Genomic DNA, 14292 nt, shown 5'->3' on the forward strand with positions numbered 1-14292 from the left:
GTCTGGGTTTCAACAAGGCTCACTGGCTCTCCCTGGGAGGATCAGGCCGCAGCGTCGCTGACCGTCGGCTGGCCGGCCGCGGTCAGCAGCTGGTTCAGCGCATTGAGGTCGTAGATGCCCTTGAGATCGACGGTCTTGAGCAGACCGACGTCCTCGGCGTGCTTGGCACTCGTGTACAACGACGCGGCGATCGGGTCGGCGGTGAACGTCAGGTTCTTGAATGCCGAGGCCAGCACGGCGTCCTTCAGCGGCTTGCCGCTGAGGGCCTCGATCTGGGCGTTGGCCGCCTTCTGCGCGTCCGCGTCGCTGGACTTGATGAAGTCGAGCGCCTTCAGGTGCCCCTGGATCAGCTTGGTGACCGTGCCCGGGTACTTCTTCAGGAACTCCTGGCTGACGATCAGGTGGGTGGTGACGAACTGGCCGCTCGTATCGGTCCACAGGTCTTTCTCGTTGACCAGCAGCTTGCCGCCGGCCTCGAGCTGGTACCGGCTCAGGAACGGCTCCGGGATCCAGGCCCCGTCGATCGCGCCCTGCTGGAAGGCCTGCAGCGCGGTGGCGTTGTCCTGCGGCAGGATCGACACGTCACCGCCGCCCTGGGCGTCGGAGCTGAGGTTGTTCGACTTGAGCCAGGCCCGCAGCGCCACGTCCTGGGTGTTGCCCAGCTGCGGCGTGGCGATCTTCTTGCCCTTGAGATCGGCCGGGCCGTTGATCGTCGGCTTGACCACGAGGCCGGCGCCGCCCGAGGTGCTGCCCGCGATGATCTTCAGCGACTGGCCCTTGGACTGCGCCCAGCTGTTGATCGCCGGGTTCGGGCCGATGTAGGTGGCGTCGATGGCGCCGGAGACGAGCGCCTCGATCGCGGCCGGGCCGGCGTTGAAGGTCTTCGGGTCGAGCTTGGTGCTGCCCAGCGCCGCCGTGAAGAGGCCCTTGTTGACGCCGACCAGGGCGGGTGCGTGGGTGATGTTCGGGAAGTAGCCGAGCCGGATCGCGGACGCCTCGGCGCCACCGGACGCGGACGTCGAGGGAGCTTCGTCGTCATCGTCGCCGCAGGCCGCGAGGGCGGACGCGGTCAGCAGAGCACCGGCGATGGCGAACACTCGCCGCCGCGGTAGCCCGGCACTCAGCTGCGGAAAGGTGGGGGAGCTCATCTCACTCCTAGTTCGTTCAGTTCTTTATCGGGGAGGGCTGGTGCGTGCTGGCCAGGCGGGAAAGCTCGGCCATGGTCTTGTGATCGACGACGCCTTCGATGGCTTCCTCGACGGCGACCCACACGTCGCGCAACCCGGAGGCCGCGCCGTGATAGGTCGTGTTGCTGGTGGGCAGCCCACGCACGGTGGTCAACGCCCCGCCGACCGCGCGGACGACATCACCGACGGTGATATCGGTGGCGGCGCGGGCGAGCGCGTAGCCACCGTCGACCCCGCGGTGGCTGTGCAGCAGCCCGGCCCGGCGGAGATCGAGCAGGATTCCCTGTAAGAAGCTCAGCGGGATGTCCTGGGTTGCGGCCAGGCCTGCGGCCTTGACCAGGTGTGGGTGCTCGGCCGTGATGGCGAGCATGGCCCGGACGGCGTAGTCGGTGCGCGCCGACACATACACGATCCGGCCCTCCTCTCCAGTCTCCCGTTCGAAACTCTGCTTTCTCTATCTGATGGATGGGAATAATGGACGAGGTGGGATAGGGGCGTCAAGGGCGGACCGCATAGCGAGACCCGAACGGGTTTCGGCCGCTACCGGTTGGTGACCTGCCGTCGCCACGAGTTACACAGAGCGCGCTAATGTCAGTCCGTGGCGCGCAGCAGAAAGATCCCCGCAACGAAGTACCCGGTCGAGCGGTTCACCCTGGACAACGGCTTGCGGGTGGTTCTGACGCCCGACCGCAGCGCCCCCGTCGTGGGCGTCGCCGTGGTCTACGACGTCGGCATCCGCTCCGAGCCCGAGGGGCGCACCGGCTTCGCGCACCTCTTCGAGCACCTCATGTTCCAGGGCTCGGAAAACCTGGAGAAGCTCGCCCACTTCCGCCACGTGCAGGGCGCCGGGGGCACGTTCAACGGCTCCACCCACCTCGACTACACCGATTACTTCGAGGTGCTGCCGGCCGGCGCCCTCGAGCGAGCGCTCTTCCTCGAGGCCGACCGCATGCGCGGCCCCCGCCTCACCGAGGAAAACCTCAAGAACCAGATCGACGTGGTCAAGGAAGAGATCCGGGTCAACGTCCTGAACCGGCCGTACGGCGGGTTTCCGTGGCTCAAGCTGCCGCCGGTGATGTTCTCCACGTTCCCCAACGCGCACGACGGCTACGGCTCGTTCGACGACCTGGAGAGCGCCACGGTCGACGACGCGAAGGCGTTCTTCGACCGTTACTACGCGTCCGGCAACGCCACCCTCGCGGTGGCCGGCGACTTCGACGTGGCGCGGGCGACCGAGATGATCCGCCGGCACTTCGGCGACGTGCCGGCCCGCCCGGCGCCGCCGCTGCCCGACTTCGACGAGCCCGGCCCCACCGCCGAGCGCCGCGACGTCTACACCGACCGGCTCGCCCCGCTCGCCGGCGTGGCCAGCGCCTGGCGGGTGCCCGACCCGATCGGCAAGTTCGCCGATTACCTGCCGTTCGTGGTGCTCGCCGAGGTGCTTACCGACGGCGAGGCGTCCCGGCTGGTCGAGCGGCTCGTCCAGCGTGACCGCTCGGTCACCAGCATCGGCGGCTACATCGGTTTCATGGGCGACGAGTTCGGCGTGCGTAACCCGACCGCGCTGCTGCTCCAGGCGCACATGCCGCCCGGCGGCGACGCCGACAAGGTGCTGCGCACCGTCGACGAGGAGCTCGACCGCCTGGTGCACGACGGGCTCACCCCCGGCGAGCTGGAGCGCACCCAGGCCCGCATCGCCACCCATCTGCTGCGCGACACCGACTCCGTGCTCGGCCGGGCACTGCCGATGGCCGTGCTGGAGCTGCAGCGCGGCCGTCCCGAGCTGCTCAACGAACTGCCCAAGCTGATCGGCGAGGTCACCGAGGCCGAGATCGTCACGGCCGCGGCCACCCTGCGCCCCGAGCGGCGTTCCACCGTCGAGGTCCTTCCCGGAGTTGCCTCATGAGTGACAAATCCCTGCCCGACCTCGTCCCCGACGCCAAGCTCAAGCTGCCCAAGCAGGCCGAGCGCACGCTGCCCGGCGGGCTGACGGTGATCGCCATCCGGCGCACCTCGGTGCCCCTGGTCGAGCTGCGCCTGCGGGTGCCGTTCAGCAAGGCGCCGCTGGCCCGGGCCACGCTGCTGTCCCAGGCGCTGTTCACCGGCACCGGCACGATGTCGAGCGTCGACATCGCGGCCGAGCTGCAGGCGGTCGGCGGCGGGCTGTCCGCGGGCCTCGACCCGGACCGGCTGCTGGTCACCGGCAACGCGCTGGCGAGCGGGCTGGACCGGATGCTGGAGATCCTCGCCGCCGTGCTGACCGACCCGGCGTACCCGAAGTCGGAGGTGGCCACCGAGCGGGACCGCCTGGTCGACCACCTTCAGGTGGCCCTCCAGCAGCCGTCTCACCTGGCCCGCACCGCACTGCTCAAGCGGATGTACGGCAAGCACCCGTACGCCGTGCAGACGCCCGAGCCGGAGCAGATCCAGGCCGTCCGCCCGACCCAGCTGCGCAGCCTGCACGCCGACCGGGTCCGCCCGAACGGCGCCGTGCTGGTGCTGGTCGGCGACATCAACCCGGAGAAGGCGATCGACGCCGCCGAGAAGGCGCTCGGCAGCTGGACCGGCCCCGGCCGGGACGAGACCGTGCCCGGCACGCCGCCGCTCGAGTCCGGCCCGGTGCTGCTGGTCGACCGGCCCGGCTCGGTGCAGTCCTCGCTGCGGATGGCGCTGCCCGCGGTGTCCCGCACCGACCCGAAATACGCTGCTCTCCAACTGGCCAACCTGATCTTCGGCGGCTACTTCTCGTCCCGCTGGGTCGAGAACATGCGCGAGGACAAGGGCTACACCTACGGCCCGCAGACCTCGATCGAGCACTACCTGGCCGGCTCGGCGCTGATGGTCGCGGCCGAGGTCGCCACCGAGGTGACCGGCCCGTCCATGCTCGAGACCCTCTACGAGCTGGGCCGCATCGCCAGCCTCCCGCCCGGCGAGGAAGAGCTCGAGCAGGCCCGGCGGTACGCGTTGGGCACCCTGCGGCTGGGCATGTCGACCCAGGCCGGCCTGGCCGGTCTGGCCAGCATGTATGCGAGCTTCGGTCTGCGCCTGCAGCACCTGAGCGAGCATTCGGCGGCCCTGGCCACCGTGACGCTGGAGGAGGTCGCCGAAGTGGCGTCGGAGTTCCTGGCGCCGTCCCGGGCGGTCACGGTCGTCCTCGGCGACGCGGCGAAGATCGCCGGCCCGCTCGCCGCCCTGACCCCCGTCGAGCGCGACCTCCCGTGACCATCCCACCGGAGTTCGCGAGCGACGTCCCGCCGCTGGCCCGCAGCACCCTCGACCGGTCGGCCCTGCGCCGCCAGGACGAGGACTGGCTCACCGACGCGTGGTCCCGCGGCTTCGTGCTCGTCATCGACCTGACCAAGGGCGGCCGGGCGCTGGTCGCCGACCGGCCGGACGGCAGCGCCGGCCTGGTGCTGCTGCCCGCGTCCGAGGCGCCGGAGGCCGAGCACTGGTTCCTCGGCATCGACCCGGACGGCACGCCGCTCTGGACGGTGGCGGGCCCGCTGCCCGAGATCGACGGGAGCAGGGCAGTCACCCTGCGCGACATCGGGCACCTGCTCGACAGCCGCGACGCGGGGCTGTTCACGGCCGCGGCGGCGCTCGGCAACTGGCACGCCAGCCACCTGTTCTCGCCACGCACCGGGCTGCCGACGCAGACCGTGGAGGCGGGCTGGGCGCGCAAGGACGCCGAGGGCAACCTCATGTGGCCGCGCACCGATCCGGCGATGATCGTGCTGGTGCACGACGGCGTCGCCGGCCCGGCCGGTCGCTGCCTGCTCGGGCACAACTCCACCTGGGGCCCCGGCGTGGACGACGTGCGCCGCTTCTCCTGCCTGGCCGGCTACGTCGAGCCCGGCGAGTCGGCCGAGGCCGCGGTCTGGCGCGAGGTGGCCGAGGAGGTGGGCATCGGGCTCACCGGGTTGACGTATGTCGGGAGTCAGTCGTGGCCCTTCCCGGGTTCGCTGATGCTCGGATTCCACGCCACCGCCGACCCCGACGCGCCGATGCGGCTCGACCCGGAGGAGATCGATGAGGCTCATTGGTTCACGCGGGACGACGTCGCCAAGATGATCGCCGGAGGCTTCGTTCACTCCGATACGGGCATCAAGATGAGCCTTCCTATGCGATCCTCTATCGCGTTCTACCTGATTGAGACCTGGTTGGGCGGTTTCGGCCGATAGTGGATCGAAGTTGCTCTAAGCAGAGAAGTTTTCTGCTTCCCGAGTAACCAAAACGGGCCTCCACCGCGTCTCGAAAGACAAAGACCGAGAGGTGGATATTCGATGACGCAGGTGGAAGCGCCCGCATGGATCCCCATGACGGACGACGAGCGTGCCAAGTTCGACCGGGACGGGATTCTCGTTGTTCCCGGGGTGCTCAGTGAGAGCGAGATCGAGGTCGGGCAGCGCGCGATCCAGGCTGCTTACGAGCGGGCTCAGCAGCCCGGCGGCCACGGCCTGAACGCGACCGGTGCGCTGCACCAGCTGTCCGCGATTACCTCCGTCCCCGAGCTGGCCTACCTGATCGACCACCCGGTGGCGTTCAAGTACATCTGGTCGCTGCTGGGCTGGAACATTCACATTTACCACTCCCACGTGGACGTGCACCCGCAGATCCACGAGAAGTCCAAGGAGTGGTGGCACTGGCACCAGGACGGTGGCCGGCAGAACCGGGAGATCGAGACCGATCCGCGCCCGATGTTCTCCGTGAAGCTGGCGTTCTGGTTCTCCGACGTGAGCGAGACCGGCCGCGGCAACTTCACCGTGATCCCCGGTAGCCACAAGACCAACTGGCTGCCCGGCCCGCCGAGCCGTGGCGTTCCGTGGCCGGAGCCCGAGGGCGCGACCCAGATCACTGCCAACCCCGGGGACCTGGTCGTCTTCGACCGGCGCATCTGGCACGCGCGCTCGGACAACTACTCGCCCTTCACCCGCATGGGCGCGTTCTTCGGCTACACCCCGCGCTGGATCGCCGGCCGCGACGACATCGCCGACCTGCCGCAGCGGGACTGGTTCGACACCCTCAACCCGGTGCAGAAGCAGCTGCTCGGCCACGCCGGCGACGGCTCCGGCGACCACGCCTGGGGCCACTTCCCGGAGACCACGCCGCTCTACGGCGCGCTCAAGGAGCGGGGCCTGCTCGACTCCAGCATTCCGGCTCTCATCCCGTAAGCACCCGTTAGAGTGCCCCATGTGGGGCAAACTGGGACATTAGACAAAGCGGCGACCGCGGCGGGCCGGCTCATCCTCGAAGCAATGGGGGAGGAGCGCCCGGCGCGGTCGCTGTGTCGTCTCAACGACTCGCCGCGCGCCGTCCGGCTGCTGCGTGAGCTCTTCGTGGTGGCGGTCCGCCGCAGCTTCGTCGGGCGCGACCCGCGCGATGTCACCCGCTACGTGCGCGACCTGCTCGAATACCAGTCGCTGCCGGCCGCGGGGGAACTGGCCCGGGAGACCGAAGCGATGATCCGGGGCGCGCTCGGCGAGCCCGAGCTGTCGCAGGGCATGCCCGAGCTGCGCCGCTTCGAGCTGATCTGCCACGTGATCGGCGACCTGGTCCGGCCGCCCGGCGTGCCCGCCACCGAACTGCTCGCCCTTGTCGACCAGGCCGAGAAGAGGGTGGCCCGCTTCGACCGTCCACGCAACCGCGTCGTCGGCCGGAGGTCGATGTGAGCAAGAACCGCCGCCGTTCCGCCCACCGCGCGGCGGTCGAGGAACAGGCGGCCGACGCACCACGCGACGTCGCCCAGAATCGGCGCCGCTCGGCCCAGCCGTTGCCCGGCGAGGAACTGGCGCCCGACGAGGAACTGGCCGCCGACGTCGCCCAGAGCCGTCGTCGCTCGGCGTGGCCGGTGGCCGGCGAGGAGCCGGCGGCCGATGTCGCCGAGCCGCGGCGAATCGCGGCGAACCGCCGGCGTTCCGCTCAGGCGGCTCCGACTGCGGGGGAAACGGCCGAGCCGCGGACCGAGCAGCTGCGGGAGGCCGCCCTGGGTGCGCTCTCCGGGGCGCTGCCGCCCGGCTCGGATCGTGCGGTCGGCGAGATCGCTACCGACGCGGGCCATTACCTGCGGCAGGCGGCCCGGGACGAGGCGCCCGCCCGGTTCGGCACCCCGGCCGGCGACGTGGACGACGTGGCCCGGCGGGTGTGGGAGATCGCTTTCGGTCTGGTGGTGCGTCGCCGCTTCGAACCGGCCACGCCGCTCGCCGAGATCAGCCGCACCGTGGCGACGGCCGTGCACGAACACGCCGCCGCCGCGCTGCCGATACTCGACGCCGAGATGCTGGTGCGCCATGCGCTCGGGGAGACGGTCCCGGTCGGCGACATCGAGGACGGCGAGCTGCTGGCTGTGCATCTGCTGCTGTTCGCGTCGCTCGCCGATGAGCTGGCCCTGGTCGACGAGGAGCTCGACGCGATCATCGCGGATGCCGAGGCGAAGGCGGCACTGGTTCCGGCGTGACAGCGGGATGGTGCTCACGGCGTACGCAAGCGGGGTTTTGGTGGTGAAAAAAGCGCGGCACCCGGTGTGGGTGCCGCGCCTTCTTCAGAGATCAGGCCGCGATGGCCGCGAGGTGTTCCTTGACCTGGATGATCGACGGGTTGGTCAACGCCGAGCCGTCGTCGAACTTGAGGGTCGGAACGGTGCGGTTGCCACCGTTGACGCTCTGCACGAACTCCGCCGAGGCTTCGTCCTGTTCGATGTCGATGACGTCGTACGCGATGCCCTCTCGATCGAGCTGCGACTTGAGTCGGTGGCAATAACCGCACCAGGACGTCGAATACATGGTCAACATCGGTCAGGATCCCTTCGGCTGGGTCACATGGCACTCCGCCTTGCGACATAACGTCGGACCCGAGTGACATGATTCCCTACCGTGCTGAGTGATGCGGTGCTGGCCGGGCTCGACCCCGAGCAGCGGACGGTGGTGACCGCTCCGGCCGGGCCCGTCTGCATCCTCGCGGGCGCCGGCACCGGCAAGACCCGCGCGATCACCCACCGCATCGCCTATCGCACCCTCACCGGCGAGATCAGCCCGCGGCACGTGCTGGCCGTGACGTTCACCGCGCGGGCCGCTGCCGAGATGCGCGCCCGGCTCGGCTCGCTCGGCGCCACCGGCGTGCAGGCCCGCACGTTCCACGCGGCCGCCCTGCGCCAGCTCCGCTATTTCGCGCCGCGCCTGCTCGACGGCCGGTCGGTGCCGGATCTGATCGAATCCAAGGTCCGGCTGGTCGGCCTGGCCGCCGCCCGGGCCGGCCTGCGTGCCGACCGCACCGGCGCCCGCGACCTGGCCGGCGAGATCGAGTGGGCGAAATCCTCGCTGGTCGAGCCGGGGGAGTATGCGGTGGCCGCCACCAAGGCCCACCGGGAGCCGCCGCACGAGCCGGCCAAGGTCGCCGAGGTCTTCGCGGCCTACGAGACGCTCAAGCGCCGGCAGGGCGTGATCGACTTCGAGGACATGTTGCGCGCGGTCGTCTGGGGCATCGAGGAGCACCCCGACGTCGCGGACGAGATTCGCGCTCAGTACCGGCACTTCGTCGTGGACGAATACCAGGACGTCAACCCGCTCCAGCAACGCCTGCTCGACGCCTGGCTCGGCGGGCGCGACGACCTCACCGTGGTCGGCGACGCGAGCCAGACCATCTATTCGTTCACCGGCGCCACCTCGGCCTATCTGATCGACTTCGCCCGCCAGCGGCGCGAGGCAGTGGTGATCCGGCTGGTCCGCGACTACCGCTCCACCCCGCAGGTGGTCGGCCTGGCCAACGCGGTGATCCGGCAGGCCCGCGGCAACGAGGCCCGGCTGCGCCTCGAACTGGTCGGCCAGCGTCCGTCCGGGGCCGAACCGGAGTTGAAGATCTTCCCGGACGAGGCGGCCGAGGCCGCCGCGGTGGCCCGGCGCTGCCGCGAGCTGATCGCCACCGGCACACCGGCCAGCGAGATCGCCGTGCTGTTCCGGATCAACGCGCAGTCCGAGGTCTACGAGGAGGCGCTCGCCGAGGCCGAGGTGCCCTACCTGGTGCGCGGCGCCGAGCGGTTCTTCGAGCGGCCCGAGGTGCGCCAGGCGATGATCGCGATGCGTGCGGCCGTGCGTTCCACGCCCGGCGAGACTCCGCTGGTGATCGCGGTGGTCGAGGCGCTCGCGGCGACCGGGTGGTCGCGCGAGCAACCCCCGCCGGGCGGTGCGGCACGCGAGCAGTGGGAGGCGCTCGCGGCGCTGGTCACCCTGGCCGAGGAGTACGCGAAAGCACCCGCGCTCGAGCCGATCGGCCAGGCCGGCGCCGTGCAGCGGGACGTGACGCTGTCCGCGTTCAACGAAGAGCTGGCCCGCCGGGCGGATCAGCAGCACGCGCCGACCGTGGCCGGTGTGACGCTCGCCTCACTTCATTCGGCCAAGGGCCTCGAATGGGACGCGGTCTTTCTTGTCGGCCTCGCCGACGGCACCCTCCCGACGACGTACGCGAAGACGCCCGAGCAGTTGGAGGAAGAGCGCCGCCTGCTCTACGTCGGGGTGACCCGGGCCCGCGAGTGGCTGTGGCTTTCCTATGGTCAGACGCGGTCCGGCGGAGGTCGTGCGCGCCGGCCGTGCCGCTTCCTGCCCCAGCTCGAGCGCCACTCGCCGACCGAGCGGGCGGGCGCCGACCGGAGTCGGAAACCCGACCGAAGGCGCTCGCAGGTGTCTTCCTGCCGCATCTGCGGGGCCACTCTGCTGGGCGGCGCGGACCGCAAGCTGGGCCGCTGCCCGACCTGCCCCTCAGACTTGGATCAAGACCTGCTGGATCGTCTGACGGACTGGCGAGGGCAGACCGCGGCCGGGCTCAAAGTTCCTGCATACGTGGTTTTCACCGATGCGACGCTGGTGGCTCTGGCGGAGCGCCGACCGGCCGGACCGCCGGAGCTGTTGGCGATCGCCGGAATAGGCCCGCGCAAACTCGGCCAGTATGGCGCAGCGGTCTTCGCTTTGGTGGCCGGTGCGACGCCCGACGAAGCCTCGTCAAAAAACTTTGAAAACTAGTCCGTTAATTCGTTTGCCCTCGCTTGCGAGGGAGGCTTAGCCTCAGAGCACACCTTGCAGAGCGGCCTGCTCTACAAGGGAAAACGATCCAATGAGTGCATCGCAGATGGAGGAGGTGGCAGAGATGGAGATCTACATGATGACGCGACCGTCGATGCCGCTGACCCGTGCGTGCGCTCCGTCCGCTCTGTTGCCGATTGCCGCCCCGTCCAGGGCAGCACTGTCGGCAGCGCCGGTCGCCCCCGTGGCGCTGGCAGCTGAGCGGGCTTGGGTCCCGGCCGAGGCCGTCCGGCCGGTGGCAATTCTTGCCGCCGAGCGGGCTCCCGCTTCGCGGGTGCACCAGGTCCAGGTCCAGGCCGAGCTGGCTCTGCTCCTGACGCTCACCGACGGGATCAATGGCACCAATGGCACCACCAGCAGCATTGGGTTCAAGGGCTCCAAGGTCACCACGAAGCGTTACGCGGATGGTGGCGGCAGCGGAGTCCCGCCTCGAGGAAGGCCGGTCTGAGAAACCAGACCTCCGGCTCACCTCGAGGCCGCGGAACCCGTAAAGGGTCCCGCGGCCTTAATTTTTTGCCGGCACACAGTCCGGTGCACCACCCCGACGATCCAGAAGATCGCTGAAGAAGAGAGAGGTGACCGGGCTTTATGAGTCTGGCGCTGGCCCCGATCGACGTGAGTGTCGACATCGAGGCAAACCTGCCCTGCCGGAAGTTCGACCCGGACCTGTGGTTCTCGGACTCCCCGGCCCAGCTGGAGCTGGCCAAGTCGCTCTGTGGGGACTGCCCGCTGCGCGTCGAGTGCCTCGCCGGTGCGGTCGAGCGGAACGAGCCGTGGGGCGTCTGGGGCGGCGAGATCTTCGAGCGTGGAGCTGTGGTTCCGCGCAAGCGGCCGCGTGGCCGTCCGCGTAAGGCGGACGTGGCGCGCGACGCCGAGCTCGCCGTCGAGGTCGAGGAGCGGCTCGCCGCGAACGGTCTCGAGTCCCGCAACCAGGTCCGACTGGCGGCCTGACATGAACAGCAACATCGCATTCCCCGAGGCCGATAAGGCCACCAATCGAAAGCCGAGTTTCGAAATGAATCCGAGTGGAACCTCCAAGATGAGACTTCTCCAAGAAGCGTTGTCCAGGGCTCGAATGCCTCGGCCTCAGCGTGACTACACACCTGAGGCGCACCGCCCCGCTCGCCTGGTTGCCATGCGAGCTCAGCACCGGGCTTCCCGTGAACTGGGTGGCGGGCGCTTCTGATTCCCTAACCGACTGACAACTGAAAGGCCCGTCCGCGCTCTGGCGCGGGCGGGCCTTCGTCATTGATGTTTGTGTCAGGGCAGGCCGGTTGTCAGGGCAGGCCGGTTATCAGGGCAGGCCGGTTGTCAGGGCAGGCCGGTTATCAGGGCAGGCCAGTGAAGAAGACCTCGGTGGCGGCGGAAAGGCGGGCCGGGTCGTCGATGTGGCAAAGCTCACGGGCCGAGTGCATGGAGAGCAGGGGCGTGCCCACGTCCAGCGTCGGGATGCCGAGGCGGGTGGCGGTGATCGGGCCGATCGTGGAGCCGCACGGGACGGCGTTGTTCGACACGAACGGCTGGAACGGGACGCCGGCCTTGTCGCAGGTGCGGGCCCACAGCGCGGCGCCCACCGCGTCGGTCGTGTAGCGCTGGTTGGCGTTGATCTTCAGCAGCGGGCCGCCGCCGGCGATCGGCCGGTTCGCCGGGTCATGCTTCTCCGGCCGGTTGGGGTGGACGGCGTGGCCGGCGTCGGCGGAGAGGTGCCACGAGTTGAAGATCGCGCGAGCCAGGTCTTCGCGGCTGCCGCCCAGCGCGGCCGAAACTCGCTCCAGCGCGTCCGCCAGCAGCGGGCCGGCGGCGCCCGAACGGCTCTCCGAGCCCAACTCCTCGTGATCGAAAGCGGCCAGCACCGCGATCGCGGGCCCGACCGAGGCGCGCAGCAGAGCGGTCAGCCCGGCGTGCACCGACGACAGATTGTCCAGCCGGGCGGAGGCGAAAAGCGTGCCATCGGCGCCGAACCGGGCCGGCGCCGCCGAGTCGACCGACACCACGTCGAAGCCGGCCACGTCGTCGGCCGAGGACAGGCCGGCCAGGCGGGCGAGGTGGGTCAGCACGTCGGGACCGGAGACGCCGAGGATCGGCTGGGTGTCGCGCTGCCGGTCGGGCGCGAACGACGAGTTCGCCTCCCGGTCCAGGTGGATGGCCAGGTGCGGGATGCGGGCGAACGGCCCGGTCCGGACCAGGTGCACCAGGCCATCCCGGTCGACGAGCCGGCCCGCGAACTCCAGTTCACGATCGAACCAGGAAGCGATGATCGGTCCGCCGTACACCTCGACGCCGGCCTGCAGCCAGCCGTGCGAGGACAGCGCGGGCTTGGGCTTGAGCTTGAAGGTAGGCGAGTCGGTGTGCGCGCCGAGGATGCGGAACGGCGTGGTCGGTCCGGCCTCGGCCGGCAGCGCAATCGCGATCGCCGCGCCATCGCGGACCAGCACCAGCCGGGCGCCGGGGCGCACGACCTCACGCCAGTCGGCCGACTCGTCGAGCGTGGCATAGCCGGCCTCGCCGAGTCGGCGGGCCACCTCGGCCGCCGCGTGGTAGGAGCTGGGCGAAGCCGAGACGAAGCTTCCAAGGTCGTCGATGTGAGCCGTGGCGTCCATGTCCCTCATCGAATCATGCGGGCCGGCCCCGGGATCAGCCGACCGGGGCGAAGCCGGGCAGCCACTTCTCCACGATCTCGCGGTACGGCGCTTCGGCCTCCAACTGGCAGAGCACCCCGATCGAGCCCAGCGTGACCCGGTGAATCATCAGGTATGACGGGGGCAGGTTGAGCTTGCGGCTCAATTGGTAGGCCGGGGAGCGCGGGTTGGTCAGCCGGGTCGCCTCGCCGCGCAACCAGCTGCGGGAGAACCGGAATTCCTCCACGGCCAGCGGCTCGATCATCGGCCGGAGGAATTTCAGCACCGCCTCGGCGTCGATCTCCTCGTCCGGCTTGATGAAGCCCTCCTCGCGCAGCCCGTCGGCAACCCCGTCGGCATCACCGGCCAGAGCGAGCCGCACCAGCCGGCCGACCGGCTCGGGGTGGCCCCCGGGCAGCCGGGCGACCGCGCCGAAGTCGATCACGGCGAGCCGGCCGTCGGGCAGCATGCGGAAGTTGCCGGGGTGCGGATCGGCGTGCAGGAGCCCGGCCCGGGCCGGAGCCGAGAAGTGCAGGGTGGCCATCAGCCGCCCGGCCTCGTCGCGCTCCTCCTGGGTGCCCTCGCTGATCACTTTCGCCAGCGGGGTGCCCTCGACCCACTCGGTCACCAGCACCCGCGGCGCGGAGGCGATCACCCGGGGCACGAAGATCTCGTCGTCGCCGGCGAACGCGGTGGCGAAGGCCGTCTGGGTCTCCGCCTCCATGGCGTAGTCGAGTTCCTCGGTGATCCGCTCCCGCAGCTCGGCCAGCAGCGGTTTGATGTCCATGCCCGGCTGAATGATCTTGAACATGCCGGCGAGCAGGGACAGCTGCTTGAGGTCGGCCAGCAACGCCTCGCCGGCGCCCGGATATTGCACCTTCACGGCGACCTGCACCGTCTTGGGCTTCGCGTTCTTCCGGGCCGGTGGCAGTTTCCACCGCGCCTTGTGCACCTGGCCGATGCTCGCGGCGGCGGCCGGGCTGTCGTCGAACTCGGCGAACCTGTCCCGCCAATCCGGCCCCAGCTGCTCGGCCAGGGCCTTGTGCAGGCTGGCCACCGGCATCGGCGGCGCCGCCTCCTGGAGCTTGGTGAGCGCCTGCCGATATGGGCCGGCCATCTCCTCGGGCATGGCGGCCTCGAAGACCGACAGCGCCTGCCCGAACTTCATCGCTCCGCCCTTGAGCTGGCCGAGCACGCTGAACAACTGCTCGGCGGTGCGCTGCTGGATGTCGGCGGAGATGACGTCGGAGGCGATGCCGACCGCACGCTTGCCCAGTCCCAGGGCGGCGCGCCCGGCGAACCCCAGGGGCAGCGCGGCCAGTTTCGCGGTGCGGGACGCTGCACGCCGCGGGATGTCGGTCACCAGATCATTGTTACCGACGGTTTGCCGGCTGACCGCCTGCCTCGGTGGCCTTCGCC

At 70.1% G+C, this 14292-nt stretch carries 14 protein-coding genes; 9 read left to right on the forward strand and 5 right to left on the reverse strand.

All coding sequences use genetic code 11. The annotated features are described in order from the left end of the window. Window positions 1–41 precede the first annotated feature (41 nt). Window positions 42–1148 (reverse strand): ABC transporter substrate-binding protein, encoded by a 1107-nt coding sequence (locus AB0E90_RS11970; RefSeq protein WP_360402992.1) that lies wholly within the window; start codon window positions 1146–1148, stop codon window positions 42–44. 16 nt (window positions 1149–1164) lie between these two features. Beyond that, the gene (locus AB0E90_RS11975; RefSeq protein WP_360402994.1) at window positions 1165–1596 is read right to left on the reverse strand and encodes an Rrf2 family transcriptional regulator; all 432 of its coding nucleotides are present in this window, start codon (window positions 1594–1596) and stop codon (window positions 1165–1167) included. 189 nt (window positions 1597–1785) lie between these two features. Here AB0E90_RS11975 and AB0E90_RS11980 point away from each other — a divergent pair, with 189 nt between their 5' ends. From AB0E90_RS11980 to AB0E90_RS12005, 6 genes are all read left to right on the forward strand, one after another. Next, on the forward strand, window positions 1786–3093 hold the full coding sequence (locus AB0E90_RS11980) for a pitrilysin family protein (protein ID WP_360402996.1): 1308 nt from the start codon (window positions 1786–1788) through the stop codon (window positions 3091–3093). Next, on the forward strand, window positions 3090–4409 hold the full coding sequence (locus AB0E90_RS11985) for a pitrilysin family protein (protein WP_360402998.1): 1320 nt from the start codon (window positions 3090–3092) through the stop codon (window positions 4407–4409). Before AB0E90_RS11980 ends, AB0E90_RS11985 begins: the two co-directional genes overlap by 4 nt. After that, on the forward strand, window positions 4406–5368 hold the full coding sequence (nudC, locus tag AB0E90_RS11990) for an NAD(+) diphosphatase (RefSeq protein WP_360403000.1): 963 nt from the start codon (window positions 4406–4408) through the stop codon (window positions 5366–5368). The genes AB0E90_RS11985 and nudC overlap by 4 nt, the downstream gene beginning before the upstream one ends. Before the next feature lie 135 nt (window positions 5369–5503). Then, window positions 5504–6358, forward strand: a complete 855-nt coding sequence (locus tag AB0E90_RS11995; protein WP_360403002.1) for a phytanoyl-CoA dioxygenase family protein — start codon at window positions 5504–5506, stop codon at window positions 6356–6358. Between the two features lie 84 nt (window positions 6359–6442). Continuing rightward, window positions 6443–6856: a hypothetical protein gene (locus tag AB0E90_RS12000; RefSeq protein ID WP_360403004.1), complete on the forward strand. Its 414-nt coding sequence runs from the start codon at window positions 6443–6445 to the stop codon at window positions 6854–6856. Continuing rightward, window positions 6853–7641 carry a hypothetical protein gene (locus tag AB0E90_RS12005; RefSeq protein WP_360403006.1) on the forward strand — a complete coding sequence of 263 codons (789 nt, stop codon included), beginning with the start codon at window positions 6853–6855 and terminating at the stop codon, window positions 7639–7641. The genes AB0E90_RS12000 and AB0E90_RS12005 overlap by 4 nt, the downstream gene beginning before the upstream one ends. A gap of 91 nt (window positions 7642–7732) precedes the next feature. Here the strand turns inward: AB0E90_RS12005 and AB0E90_RS12010 are convergent, their stop codons facing one another. Next, the gene (locus tag AB0E90_RS12010; RefSeq protein WP_360403008.1) at window positions 7733–7975 is read right to left on the reverse strand and encodes a mycoredoxin; all 243 of its coding nucleotides are present in this window, start codon (window positions 7973–7975) and stop codon (window positions 7733–7735) included. Window positions 7976–8056: 81 nt separating this feature from the next. On the opposite strand from AB0E90_RS12010, the gene AB0E90_RS12015 reads away from it, so the two are divergent. The 3 genes from AB0E90_RS12015 to AB0E90_RS12025 all read left to right on the forward strand — a co-directional run bounded on the left by AB0E90_RS12015 (window position 8057) and on the right by AB0E90_RS12025 (window position 11206). Further along, window positions 8057–10195, forward strand: coding sequence for an ATP-dependent DNA helicase UvrD2 (locus AB0E90_RS12015; RefSeq protein WP_360403010.1), 2139 nt, complete (start codon window positions 8057–8059; stop codon window positions 10193–10195). Window positions 10196–10301: 106 nt separating this feature from the next. After that, window positions 10302–10703 carry a hypothetical protein gene (locus AB0E90_RS12020; RefSeq protein ID WP_360403012.1) on the forward strand — a complete coding sequence of 134 codons (402 nt, stop codon included), beginning with the start codon at window positions 10302–10304 and terminating at the stop codon, window positions 10701–10703. Between the two features lie 140 nt (window positions 10704–10843). Then, window positions 10844–11206 (forward strand): WhiB family transcriptional regulator, encoded by a 363-nt coding sequence (locus tag AB0E90_RS12025; RefSeq protein WP_020513791.1) that lies wholly within the window; start codon window positions 10844–10846, stop codon window positions 11204–11206. Window positions 11207–11583: 377 nt separating this feature from the next. On the opposite strand, the gene AB0E90_RS12030 is transcribed toward AB0E90_RS12025, so the two are convergent. Together AB0E90_RS12030 and AB0E90_RS12035 are read right to left on the reverse strand one after the other, a co-directional pair. Then, the gene (locus AB0E90_RS12030) at window positions 11584–12855 is read right to left on the reverse strand and encodes a M18 family aminopeptidase (protein WP_360403015.1); all 1272 of its coding nucleotides are present in this window, start codon (window positions 12853–12855) and stop codon (window positions 11584–11586) included. Between the two features lie 34 nt (window positions 12856–12889). Then, window positions 12890–14236 (reverse strand): AarF/ABC1/UbiB kinase family protein, encoded by a 1347-nt coding sequence (locus AB0E90_RS12035; RefSeq protein ID WP_360403017.1) that lies wholly within the window; start codon window positions 14234–14236, stop codon window positions 12890–12892. Window positions 14237–14292 lie beyond the last annotated feature (56 nt).

Origin of the sequence: Actinoplanes sp. NPDC026619, from assembly GCF_040638295.1 — a bacterium.
Taxonomy (GTDB): Bacteria; Actinomycetota; Actinomycetes; order Mycobacteriales; family Micromonosporaceae; genus Actinoplanes.